The sequence below is a fragment of the Bacillus cereus group sp. BceL062 genome, assembly GCF_051780025.1.
Taxonomy (GTDB): Bacteria; Bacillota; Bacilli; order Bacillales; family Bacillaceae_G; genus Bacillus_A; species Bacillus_A toyonensis.
The window spans coordinates 814,587-826,789 of sequence record NZ_JBPWGY010000001.1 but is presented as its reverse complement, the minus strand read 5'-3'; the positions used below and the strand labels follow the sequence as shown (position 1 = coordinate 826,789).

The following is a 12,203-nucleotide window of genomic DNA, read 5'->3' as shown; positions in this document are numbered from 1 at the left end:
AATTTTTACTATTTAATTTCAATAGCTGAAGTTATATCGTTCCAATCAGCAGCTAAATTAGCAGTTTTACCATACCAATCAGCGTGTTTAAATAAAACACCTTTTCCATATCCTTGTGTAGAAGTATGCTCCCAAAGTGTCGTTGAATAACTTGCAGAAGGTGACGCTGTACTTACAGAAGAAATTCTGTCGTTCCAGCTGGATGGTAAGTTTTTAAAGCCGCTGCTCCAGTAAATATATTGGCCACCTTTATCTTTATGTTCATAAAAATCAGTACTACCAGCACCACTACCTAAAGGATTAATTTTATTTTTAAGTACTTTTTTATCCTTTTCAATATAAGCATCCAATGTTTCTCTACTAGTAAAACCATAAGCTAGCCAATCTCCATTTTCATTTTGCTCTGGTAATACCATAGTAATTTGGATGTCTTTCTTATCCTGATCACTTAATTTTGCAAATGAAGTAACATTCTGTTCATCCACTTTTAAATAATCAAATGACTTAATTGTGTTACCTTTTTCTTCAGCACTTGCTACGCCTAGTCCGCCAGTTAATGCAAAACCCGCTACTAATGTTCCTGCTACTAATTTCTTCAACATATAACCATCCCTTTTTGTTTAGATTTTTGTACAGGTGAATCTTGTACAACTAAAATGTATTCTAATTTCTTATTTTTGTAAATATTCTGAAGTTTTAGAAATAATAGGCGGAATATTTACATTTTTACATTTTTTCTTTAGAAAAAATGGTTATTGGAATGATATAATAAGCGGATACATTGCTTTTCTTGGATGATAAAATGTTTTAGGAGAGATGTAATTGAAATATTTCACAAAAGATTGGTATAAAGAAATGCAAATTTCAGGATTTGTGCATTTCATAGAGTCAATAGAAGAATGGAAAGACATAGATCCCGATTATATACAAAGTTTGAAAGACGAAGTAGAAGAAAGGAAAGAAGTTTTATTACACTATCTTCCTGAAACACTACATCCATACATTCATAACAACATGTTTGATTCAGTATATCTACCTAATGAATTAAAGAAACTTTTGTTAGAGTGGACAGCAGATTATGAGGCAAGAATGGCACAATTAGATCAATCATACTTAAAACATTTTAATTCCATTAAGAAAAAACTTCCGTCTCATGTCGCTCAGCTACATGAGATGTCACTACATGATAGTGTGATTAAAGTAGTAAAGAGAAAATCAGAAGATACTTTGTCTATCGTATTAGATTGCAGTGGTACTTTTAGTGAATTTGATAAACTTGAATTGACTTTTATAGGAGTAACCAAGTGTTCTATGCTAGAAAACTTTGAAAGTGCTTGGTGGCTATATCATGAAATAGCTCTTACTGAAGATGGTTTTGAACTAGGTGTTTTATTTGACTGTCCATTTAGAGAAGTGACGATTTGTGCAGCAGATGTATTCCTTGAGAAAAAATGATTAAGTTACATGTATATTAACTAATAATAAAGAGAGTTTCTTTAGATGGTATTTACAAGTTCAACAATAAAAAAACAGTCAATAAAGACTGTTTTTTTATTTTGATGCTAGATTCCCAAGCTTCCAATATGTATTTGTTAATGGAGCAACTTTACTATCAATATACAAATACATGTTATTTAAGTCTTTAGGAGAAGTTTTCATTTCAAATACAACGTCAGTAGTTAAAGAAAATTTGTGTGGAACATTTTTATAGTGCTCGTCATCTATCGGATGAGCTTCACCTTCATATTTCTGACCAGTTTTTTCATCTTGTATGAAATATTTTATTTTCGAAAGATCAATAGTTTGTCCATCGTCTCGAACATTATTAATCATAACACGAGTAGTAAGGCGCCACTCTTTGTCTATTTTTTCAAATTTTGCATTTTCAACTGTTGCTCTATAATATTCATTTTTAACTATTTCTCCATAGTGCATTGCATTCTTTTCGAGAGCGCTCTTTTCTTGTTTTGGTGTAGTATTGCTATTACATCCTGTTAATATTCCTGTAAATAATAATGCTGTACATGTCGTTTTGATTAATGATTTCATAGTAATTCCTTTCTGTATTAAAAAGTAAAACATAGGAATAATTTTACATGAATAAGGAAATAAATAGAAGTCTTTTAGTAGAATATGCAAATGTGCATTTATTTTATGTAAAGTTAACAAAATAGAAAAAGAGAGAAAACCTGCATAAGGACGGAAGAAAAAGGATTGAAAATATTGTGAAACGGAAGAAACGTGCATATAATTAACATAAAGTTCAAATTTCTGAATCTTCAATAACGGTGGTGATAACATGTTTACTGAAGAACGTCGGGAGAAAATTTTAGAACTACTTAGTACAGATGGAAGAGTAATCGCAAAGGATCTTGCGGAAAGATTTGATATGTCTATTGATTCTATAAGAAGAGATTTGTCTATTATGGAAAAGGATGGTTTATTAAAAAGAACGCACGGAGGTGCAATTGAACTTACGCGAGTGAGGAACTTAGCTGAGGAACCAGCTAAACGTTATAGTGATAGCTCAATATATGAGGACACAATTGCAAAGGTTGCGGCATCATATATACAAGAAGGTGATTCAATTTTTATTGGTGGGACTTCCATTCATAATGCTATGCTGAAATATTTACCGGAAGTATCATTTACAGTTATTACGAATTCTATAGAAATAGCGGGTCATCTAAGAGAATATAAGAATATTGATACGTATTTAATTGGCGGAAAAGTAAAACCTTCAGGAAATATTACTGATACACTTGCCTCTGAATTGATAAGTAGATTTTCTATTGATCTTTATTTCTCTACAGGTGGAGGCATTTCATTACAAGGTATTAGCACTGCAACACCTGAAGTTGCTTATTTTAGTAAAAGAGTAAGTGAAATTGCTAGAAGAAATATTTGTTTAGCTCCGCATAATAAACTTGGAATAGATTGTTTTATAAGAGGAGAGTCTCTAAAAGAAATTGACCTTATTATAACTGACGAAGAGGCTAGTAAAGAAACTGTTCAGGACTTTGAGAAACAAGGTAAACAAGTTGTAATAGCGCCATTATATTCATTTGAAAGGAGTTTGACATGATTGTAAAAGAGCAAAAGTTTCATATAAATGGATTAACTTATACAATTCGTTCTGCAGCTGAGAAAGATGCTGAGCAGTTATCGAAAATTAGAGTTCAGATTGATGGAGAAACTGAAAATATGGATAGAGATGCTGGAGAGGGATTTATAGATAATCTAGGGTTTCAAAAAATAATAAAAACAGATATTGAAGAGACGAGGAATCTCTTTTTAGTTGTAGAAGTGCACAATCGAATTGTTGGATTTTCAAGATGTGAAGGATCAAATTTTAAGAGATTATCTCATAAAGTGGAGTTTGGCGTTTGTATTTTAAAAGAGTTTTGGGGATATAGAATGGGTAAGAGCCTATTACAACAATCTATTAAATGGGCTGACGAAAATGCAGTAAATAAAATATCTTTACAAGTATTAGAGACAAACGAGAAAGCTATTCATCTTTATAAAAAATTAGGTTTTGAAGTAGAAGGCGTTTTGAAAAATGACAAAAGACTATCTGATGGAAAGTATTATAATACGGTAGTGATGGGAAGGTTTACTGATACTTTTCATAAAAGAGGTGAAGAAGTATGTTTTACAGAAGGAAGTACTATGTAGTGAAAAATGAATTCATAGAAGTATTTAATGATCATTTCAATAACACGAACTTACCTAATCAGTTACAGCATGGTTCTAGGCTGATAGGACGCTGGATGAAAGATAATAAGAATGGTACGTCTGAAGTATTTGCCATATGGGAATATGATAGTTATGAACAGTATAAAGAAATAGAATCGAAAATTAGAAGTGACGAGATGCATGTTAGAAGAATACATGAATGGTATGAAAACTATGGCGGGAAAGAATATGTTTTACAAGAGTACATAGTAGAGATGAAAAATGAAGAGTTAGTATGTACTGTAAAATAATAGGAGTTAAGACTAATGCAGGTCAGAACGAAATTATATATTAGTTTATCAGCCGCTATTTTATTTGCAATAGCCGTGATTGTTTTCTTTATAAATGGTAATCCACAAAAGTGGTTTTGGTTATGTATTTTCTTTGCGTCCATTATACAAAATATAGTAGTGCTACTAAAAAAGAATAAAGAAGTGCATTAAAATATTCAAATTATTAACATATTTGTGTCGTCTTTCTAGTTGTATTGAAAACGCTTTTATTCAGTTTTATAATAAAAGTATGTTTTATAAAGTGAAACTTTAATCAGTGGAGGTGTTATTCATCCCTCACTAATTATTAGTTAAACCAATCAGGCTTTTACGGGCAACCGGACCCGCACCTAACTTCTTTGCTCTAGCTGAATTTTGAGGTGGGGGTCTTACTGCCCGTTAATGCGGAATAAATCTCCAAAACAATTAAAAGGGAGATGATACAATGTTAGCTTCACCGTTTTACTTACATACATGGAAAAAGATTATTGATAAAGGAGTCCTTGATTCGAACCGTATAAACGAAAGAATTTCAGAGTCATGGCATCGATGTAAACAAGCAAATGTGAATCCTCATATGAATAAAGGTCAGAAAATTTTGTCTTCTAATATTTTTCAAGAACAAAAGAAAAAGAGTGAAATTTTCCTTGATATAGCATTACCTCAAATACAAAATATGAGAAAAACCATTGATGAACTACAAATGATGGCATTATTAATCGATCCAGATGGTTATGTTCTATCCTTAAGTGGAAATAAACAAACGTTAAAGCGAGCGAAACATATTAATTTTATTGAAGGTGTAAAATGGACGGAAGCAGCTGTGGGGACAAACGCAATAGGAACAGCATTAGAAATTGAAGAAGCTATTATGATAAGTGGTACTGAACATTACTCCGTGGCATCTCATAGCTGGAGTTGTGCGGCTGCTCCCATTCATAACGATGACGGGAAATTAATTGGTGTTCTAGATTTCTCCTGTCCAATTGAATTTTCGCATCCATATATGCTCGGTATGGTAACTTCAATTGCACATGCGATAGAACGTGAATGTAGCATAAGAGTTCATCAAAATGAATTACACTTAATTCATCGTTTTTTAGATGTCATTGATAGTGATGAACAAGTAGTTATTTGTAATCATCGTGATGTTATCGTTTCTGCGAGTAAGAGCGTTCGGGAACGAGTAACTAATTGGTCAAGAATGAAACTTGAAGATTTAATGCGCTATGGATTGGAAACTAAATTAGAGATACCAGTATATAGTAATGAAAGAATAATCGGGAAACGTATGTATTTAAAGGAAAACAAACAAATGAATACATATTCTGCTTTCACATTTATAAAAGGAATTACTTTTTCAGGAGTTACCGGGACAAGCAAAGCATTTCAACACACACTAGAAGAAATTAAGCTTGTTTCACCGACTGATGCTAGTGTGTATGTATGTGGTGAGACAGGAGTAGGAAAGGAATATGTTGCGAGAGCGATTCATGAAAATAGTCCAAGAAAATACGGGCCCTTTATAGCTGTTAACTGCGGTTCTTTGCCTAAAGAATTAATGGAAAGTGAATTGTTCGGTTATGCTGAAGGTGCGTTTACAGGTGCGCGACGTCAAGGATATAAAGGAAAATTTGAACAAGCGAATGGAGGAACGTTGTTTTTAGATGAAATTGGTGAAGTACCATCAGAGATGCAAGTAGCATTATTGCGTGTTTTACAAGAACGCACAATAACTCCAATAGGAAGTTCAAAAGAGGCACCAGTAAATATTCGTATTATTACTGCCACACATAAAGATTTACTGCGGTTAGTAGAAGAAGGGAAATTCCGTCAAGATTTATATTATCGTTTGCACGTTTATCCGTTATATGTTCCATCGTTACTAGAAAGAAAAGAGGATATTCCATATTTTATACAACACTTTTGCGAACGGAAGAATTGGAATGTTGTATTTCCGAAGAGTATTTGCAATCAATTTTTACAACATACATGGCCCGGAAATATTCGAGAACTAGTAAATGTATTAGAACGCATTTACATTTTGTCGCAAGGACGGGAAATATGCGAAAAACAAGTCGCTTTTTTGATACAAACAATGATGGGAAGTGAAAGACAATCCCAGTTGCAAACAGAAAATAATGAAGAACATACATTAAGTTTCCGTGAAAGAATACAGCATGATAGTATGATTGAAGCGCTTCAAAAGACGAACGGAAATGTTTCGTTAGCCGCAAAACTATTGGATGTACCCCGTAGTACATTTTATAAACGAATGCAAAAATTTAATCTATAAAAGTAGATTTTTGTAATCTGCTTTTTCTTTTTGAGCTCATGTTCTGTCGGAATGTGCGCTTCCCAGGGAAATAATAAAATAGTTAGACGGGAAATTCCCTAAAGGAGGTTAGTATGTGAAGTATATTGAAATTGGTATCGGGAATAGATGGTTCGTTCGAACAGAGACCGAAAATACAGACGGTACTGAATTTGAGGAAAAAGGAATTGTGAGACCTATTTATTTTGAATCATTTTATGTCCGTGTTTGGTTTCGGAAAACGTGTTTTATTTTTGATACGAAAGAGGGCTTTAAGAAAGTAAGGAAAAGTAGAGCTGAGTATAAGTTTATTATTGGAATTGTGAGTAGGTTAAAACAATAAAATAAAACAGGTTGTATTCTTATGATTATAATAATCACATACATACTCGCAATTATTATAATAGGCTATTCCATTTATAGTTAGAATGATGATTTTAAGAAAAAATAGCACACTTTAAATATGTGAAGTGCGCTATTTATATAATCCCGTTGTATACATCTCCGTTAATGTATACACTATTTCTTCTAGTTTTACTTCTTTGTTATTTTGTACAATAGTCCAAAGAAACATTTCATTCATTGCGAACCAACCGCGTGCCACGAGCTCTTTATTTAATTCAGGATGCGCTAATCCACTTTCTTGAGAGTAAGTAATATCCTGCGAAATACTGTTTATAAAGCGTTCGCGAATCTCACCCCATTTTTGACGTATCTCTTTTGATAATCCGATTGCTTCTTCGACAACTTGCAAAATAGCTCGTTCTTCTTCTGCTAATTGTAGGAATGCTCTAACTTGATTTTGAATCAAGTCACGTGCTGCTGCTTTCGTTTGAGGGAAGAAAGAGCGCCCAGCAATATTATAAAAACGATTCATAACATCTTCCATTAACACGATAAGGAGATCATCTTTGTTTTTAAAGTATACATATGCTGTTCCATAACCAGTTTCTGCATGTTTAATAATTTGCGTGATTGTCGTTTTCTGAAATCCATTAGTAATAAAAATAGTGTAACCCGAATGTAATAGTTTCTTTTTTGTTTCTAAGGAGCGGTGCTTTCTTGTTGAAAGAGTAGTGTTTTTCAAAGAATCACCTCTTTATACTGAAATATCTGAAAATATAATTGTATTGTAAAAGAAGATAGTATGTAAAGTCAACTGACATAATATCATTGACGTTATATCAACTAAGGTGATATATTTCAATTAGTTAGAATAAAAAGAAAATTAAGAGAAGGTGACACCATGTATAAAGAACCATTTCAACCAACTTATGAGTATGCGCTTGAGTGTGATAAACATGATGAACTGAAAGATTTTCAAACTGAATTCTATAAAAAAGAAGGAACTATATATTTAGATGGAAACTCATTAGGACTACTTTCGAAAAGAGCAGAAAAATCGTTACTTACTTTACTAGATTCATGGAAAGAGTATGGCATCGATGGTTGGACAGAAGGCGAACATCCATGGTTTTTCCTTTCGGAGAAATTAGGTGAACTGACGGCACCTCTTATTGGAGCTTTACCAGAAGAAACTATTGTAACCGGTTCCACGACTGCGAATATACACCAAGTTATTGCGACGTTTTATGAGCCGAAAGGAATACGTACAAAAATTCTTGCGGATGAATTAACTTTCCCGTCAGATATTTATGCACTTCAAAGTCAAATTCGTTTAAAAGGCTTAGAGCCAGATGAGCATTTAGTAAGAGTGAAAAGCCAAGATGGTCGAACACTTTCTGAAGAAGATATTATTCAGGCAATGGAAGATGATATCGCTTTAATTTTATTACCTTCAGTTTTATATAGAAGTGGTCAAATTCTTGATATGAAACGTTTAACAGCGGAAGCTCATAAACGCGGCATTCATATCGGATTTGATTTATGTCATTCAATTGGTTCTATTCCACATCATTTTAAAGAGTGGGATGTTGATTTCGCTGTATGGTGCAATTATAAATATTTAAATGCAGGGCCGGGTGGTGTTGCAGGCCTTTATGTAAATAGTAAACATTTTAATAGACTGCCAGGATTGTCTGGATGGTTTAGTTCTAGAAAAGATAAACAGTTTGATATGGAGCATACATTAACAGCTGCTGATCATGCAGGTGCTTATCAAATTGGTACACCTCACGTATTAAGTATAGCACCATTAATTGGTTCTCTTGAAATTTTCAAAGATGCTGGTATGGAACGTTTACGTAAGAAATCTTTACATATTACGAGATACATGCTGGATTTAATTGATCATGAATTAAAAGATTTCGGATTTACAATTGGAAACCCGTTAGAGGATGAAAAACGAGGTGGACATATTTATTTAGAGCATGCGGAAGCAGCGCGTATCTGTAAAGCACTAAAGGCAAATGGAGTAATTCCAGATTTCAGAGCACCAAATGGGATAAGACTTGCGCCAGTAGCTTTATACAATACGTATGAAGAAGTATGGAAGTCTGTTCAAATTTTAAAGAAAGTTATGAAAGAGGAAGAGTATAAACAATTTGAAAATAAACGAGAGGTTGTGGCATAAGAATGAAAACATCAAAGTGGATTGATATTTCACAGCCATTAAATAATGATATTGCAACTTGGCCAGGAGATACACCGTTCTCGTATGAAGTTTCATGGTCAAAAGAAGAGAGCGGTTCAGTGAACATCGGAAAGTTAACGATGAGTATTCATACAGGTACTCATATTGATGCGCCTTTTCATTTTGATAATGACGGAAAGAAAGTAATAGATTTAGATGTTCAAGTTTATGTCGGACCTACGCGAATCATTGACGTTTCTAACCTTGAAAGCATCGGAAAAAAAGAATTAGAAAGTTTTCATTTAGAAGGTGTAGAACGACTATTATTACGTACATCTTCACATGGTAAAGCAGAAGAATTCCCAGATGTGATCCCGCATTTACGTGCTGATATTGCACCGTTTCTTTCTGATAAGGGAATTCGTTTAATCGGAGTGGATGTACCATCAGTTGATCCGTTAGATGATAAAGAACTAGCAGCACATCATCAATTGTTTAAATATGGAATTCACATTTTAGAAAATGTCGTACTAGATCATGTAGCAGATGGCGATTACGAATTAATTGCATTACCACTTGCGTTAACAGATGCAGATGGAAGTCCAGTTCGAGCTGTCATTAGACCAATATAAGTAGAAACATATAAAAGGGGTGTTTGACTAATATGAAAGAAAACGAAAAGGTAATTATGGAAAAAGGGATTCACACGGATTTTAAGGAAAATATGACGTATGGTGAGTATTTACAATTAGATAGTTTACTATCTTCTCAAAAGAGATTATCAGACCATCATGATGAAATGTTATTTATCGTTATTCACCAAGCTAGTGAGCTTTGGATGAAGCTTATTTTACATGAACTAAATGCAGCAATTGAATCGATTAAAAACGATAAATTAGCACCGGCATTTAAAATGTTAGCACGTGTATCAAAAATTCAATCGCAAATTATTCAATCTTGGGATATTCTTGCGACATTAACGCCATCTGAGTATATTGAATTCCGTGATTCACTCGGTCAAGCTTCAGGCTTTCAATCGTATCAATATCGAATGATTGAGTACGCACTTGGTTATAAAACACCACATGCATTAAAGATTTATGAAAAAGATCCAGAATTACACGCTCGACTTCATAAAGCGCTACACGCACCAAGTTTGTATGATGTTGCGATACAGGCGCTTGTTAAAGAAGGCTTCCCAATTCATAAAGATGTGTTAAATCGTGATATTACGCAGCCTTACGAAGAAGATGCAACTGTAGAAGCGGCTTGGATAGAAGTGTATGCGGACGTGAAGAAATATTGGGATTTATATCAGCTTGCTGAAAAATTAATTGATATCGAAGATTGGCTACAACAATGGCGTTTCCGTCATATGAAAACGGTAGAACGCATTATCGGAAATAAAATGGGAACTGGCGGATCTTCAGGTGTATCTTATTTAAAACGAGTACTTGATCAACAGTTCTTCCCTGAACTTTGGAATGTTCGTACGAAATTATAGGAATAAGCTTGTCAGCTAATTATGGTTGATAAGCTTATTTTTTTATTTGAGCACAATTATGTTTTAATAAAAGGAACAAGATATAATAAATGAAGTAACTATTTTAATGGAGGTAAGATTTTTGGATTTTAAGCTACTACAAAATAAATTTGAAAAGAAAAAAGTGAATACATTTCTTGTTTATCAAAAAGGGGAATTAACAACTGAGTATTATAAAACACCCGAATGTGCAAATAACTTATATAAAATAAATTCGATTACAAAAAGTATCGTGTCTTTATTAATTGGTATTGCAATTGATAAGGGCTATATAAATGATATACATACACCGATTACAGAGTGGATTGAAAATGTACCTGGGGAAAAACATGATTTAACGCTGTATCACTTATTAACAATGACTACTGGTGAGGATTGGAAAGAGTTTGGGAATGGAGTAGTATTCCCAAACGACTTTGTAGAATCAGAGAACTGGGTACAGTACATATTAGAAAAGCCAATAATTGAAGAACCTGCTACAAAAATGAATTATAATTCAGGTTCTTCACATTTACTTAGCTATATTATTCAAGAAGCTACTGGGATGTCGACAGAGCAGTTTGCGAAAAGATATTTATTTGAGCCATTAGAAATTAGCGAATATGAGTGGCAACAAGATCCGCAAGGTATATATGTCGGCGGCTTCGGTATGAAAATGAAATCAATAGATTTATTAAAGGTAGGAAAATTATGTTTGCAAAGTGGATATTGGAATGAGAAAGAAATTGTATCAGCGAAATGGTTAGAAGAGTCAAGTAGGGCGCAATTTGAAACATATGAACATGTCGGCGCATATGGATATCACTGGTGGGTATTACATAACGAAAGATTTCACATACCGTATTGTATATATTTCGCTATGGGATACGGCGGACAATACATCGTTATCATTCCTCAGTTAGAAGTAGTAGCTATTATAAGTAGTCATATGCCAAAACGTGGGCTCGTTCCATTAAAATTATTTATTGAGCATGTACAGGGAAATTCCAATTATATATAAGAAAAGGAGGGAATGTATGAGGAATGAAAAAACTTTATCTTTATTTAGACTATGTTTAAGTCTTCTAGCATGTAGTGCCATTATTACGCAATTCATAATCAGGGCACAATTGAAACCGTTCAATCCAGTTAATTTTTTTAGTTTCTTTACGATTGAAAGTAACATTTTAGTTGTATGTATTCTCCTTTTAAGCAGTATCGGAACAGCTACATTTGGTCGCTCAGAACAATTTAGTATACTTCGAGGTGCGGCAACGGTATATATACTTACGACAGGACTCATTTATTTTTTGCTATTAAGAGGATTAGAAGAGTCACTTCAAACGGCAATACCATGGGTAAATACAGTGCTACATTATATCATGCCGATTGCAATGCTTTTAGATTGGATTTTAAATCCACCTATTAAGAAAATCACTTGGAAACAATCTGCAAGTTGGCTCTTATTCCCGTTTTTTTACGTTGTATATAGCTTAATACGTGGCCCAATCGTGAATTGGTATCCATATCCGTTTTTAGATCCAAGAATAGGTGGGTATGGTAAAGTACTTTTATACAGTATAGGGATAGCGGTTGTAATTGGCGCTATTTGTATATTGGTAAGGTTTTTAGGGAATCGAAACTTTAGGAAAGAATTTTAGAAATGCAAGGAGCCCCACTGTTTCCGTTTTTAACAGTGGGGTTTCATTTTATCCCGCATTAACGGGGCAGTAAGACCCCCACCTCAAAATTCAGCGAAAGCAAAGAAGTTAGATGGGGGATCAACTGCCCGTAAAAGCCCGATTGGTTCAACTAATAATCAGT

Annotated in this window: 15 protein-coding genes; 12 read left to right on the top strand and 3 right to left on the bottom strand. The window is 33.6% G+C overall.

All coding sequences use genetic code 11. From position 1 onward, the window contains the following. Positions 1–8: 8 nt before the first annotated feature. On the bottom strand, positions 9–602 hold the full coding sequence (locus tag ACS2MN_RS04120) for a hypothetical protein (protein WP_000914451.1): 594 nt from the start codon (positions 600–602) through the stop codon (positions 9–11). Between the two features lie 220 nt (positions 603–822). On the opposite strand from ACS2MN_RS04120, the gene ACS2MN_RS04115 reads away from it, so the two are divergent. Beyond that, entirely contained in the window at positions 823–1,455 is a 633-nt protein-coding gene (locus ACS2MN_RS04115; protein WP_000873426.1) for a DUF4085 family protein, read from the top strand. A gap of 96 nt (positions 1,456–1,551) precedes the next feature. On the opposite strand, the gene ACS2MN_RS04110 is transcribed toward ACS2MN_RS04115, so the two are convergent. Then, positions 1,552–2,049, bottom strand: coding sequence for a hypothetical protein (locus ACS2MN_RS04110; RefSeq protein ID WP_000838463.1), 498 nt, complete (start codon positions 2,047–2,049; stop codon positions 1,552–1,554). A 250-nt stretch (positions 2,050–2,299) separates the two neighbouring features. Here ACS2MN_RS04110 and ACS2MN_RS04105 point away from each other — a divergent pair, with 250 nt between their 5' ends. From ACS2MN_RS04105 to ACS2MN_RS04080, 6 genes are all read left to right on the top strand, one after another. Continuing rightward, positions 2,300–3,085 carry a DeoR/GlpR family DNA-binding transcription regulator gene (locus ACS2MN_RS04105; RefSeq protein WP_087951103.1) on the top strand — a complete coding sequence of 262 codons (786 nt, stop codon included), beginning with the start codon at positions 2,300–2,302 and terminating at the stop codon, positions 3,083–3,085. After that, a complete protein-coding gene (locus ACS2MN_RS04100; protein ID WP_346994822.1) occupies positions 3,082–3,678 on the top strand; it encodes a GNAT family N-acetyltransferase in 597 nt (198 codons plus the stop codon). The genes ACS2MN_RS04105 and ACS2MN_RS04100 overlap by 4 nt, the downstream gene beginning before the upstream one ends. After that, on the top strand, positions 3,651–3,989 hold the full coding sequence (locus tag ACS2MN_RS04095; protein WP_043321931.1) for an NIPSNAP family protein: 339 nt from the start codon (positions 3,651–3,653) through the stop codon (positions 3,987–3,989). The genes ACS2MN_RS04100 and ACS2MN_RS04095 overlap by 28 nt, the downstream gene beginning before the upstream one ends. Before the next feature lie 15 nt (positions 3,990–4,004). After that, the gene (locus ACS2MN_RS04090; RefSeq protein ID WP_176281096.1) at positions 4,005–4,181 is read left to right on the top strand and encodes a hypothetical protein; all 177 of its coding nucleotides are present in this window, start codon (positions 4,005–4,007) and stop codon (positions 4,179–4,181) included. A 274-nt stretch (positions 4,182–4,455) separates the two neighbouring features. Further along, positions 4,456–6,306, top strand: coding sequence for a sigma-54-dependent Fis family transcriptional regulator (locus ACS2MN_RS04085; RefSeq protein WP_438894661.1), 1,851 nt, complete (start codon positions 4,456–4,458; stop codon positions 6,304–6,306). Between the two features lie 115 nt (positions 6,307–6,421). Continuing rightward, the gene (locus ACS2MN_RS04080) at positions 6,422–6,667 is read left to right on the top strand and encodes a DUF3977 family protein (protein ID WP_000873854.1); all 246 of its coding nucleotides are present in this window, start codon (positions 6,422–6,424) and stop codon (positions 6,665–6,667) included. A gap of 132 nt (positions 6,668–6,799) precedes the next feature. Here the strand turns inward: ACS2MN_RS04080 and ACS2MN_RS04075 are convergent, their stop codons facing one another. Next, entirely contained in the window at positions 6,800–7,411 is a 612-nt protein-coding gene (locus ACS2MN_RS04075; protein WP_000799617.1) for a TetR/AcrR family transcriptional regulator, read from the bottom strand. Positions 7,412–7,570: 159 nt separating this feature from the next. Here ACS2MN_RS04075 and kynU point away from each other — a divergent pair, with 159 nt between their 5' ends. The 5 genes from kynU (at position 7,571) to ACS2MN_RS04050 (ending at position 12,040) form a co-directional block, all read left to right on the top strand. Then, on the top strand, positions 7,571–8,857 hold the full coding sequence (kynU, locus tag ACS2MN_RS04070) for a kynureninase (RefSeq protein WP_000276278.1): 1,287 nt from the start codon (positions 7,571–7,573) through the stop codon (positions 8,855–8,857). 2 nt (positions 8,858–8,859) lie between these two features. After that, complete coding sequence (kynB, locus tag ACS2MN_RS04065) at positions 8,860–9,489, top strand: arylformamidase (RefSeq protein WP_000858201.1); 630 nt, start codon at positions 8,860–8,862, stop codon at positions 9,487–9,489. A 32-nt stretch (positions 9,490–9,521) separates the two neighbouring features. Then, positions 9,522–10,361 carry a tryptophan 2,3-dioxygenase gene (kynA, locus tag ACS2MN_RS04060; protein ID WP_000661947.1) on the top strand — a complete coding sequence of 280 codons (840 nt, stop codon included), beginning with the start codon at positions 9,522–9,524 and terminating at the stop codon, positions 10,359–10,361. A gap of 121 nt (positions 10,362–10,482) precedes the next feature. After that, positions 10,483–11,400 carry a serine hydrolase domain-containing protein gene (locus tag ACS2MN_RS04055; protein ID WP_346994824.1) on the top strand — a complete coding sequence of 306 codons (918 nt, stop codon included), beginning with the start codon at positions 10,483–10,485 and terminating at the stop codon, positions 11,398–11,400. Between the two features lie 16 nt (positions 11,401–11,416). Next, entirely contained in the window at positions 11,417–12,040 is a 624-nt protein-coding gene (locus tag ACS2MN_RS04050) for a Pr6Pr family membrane protein (protein ID WP_346994825.1), read from the top strand. The last annotated feature ends 163 nt before the right edge of the window (positions 12,041–12,203 follow it).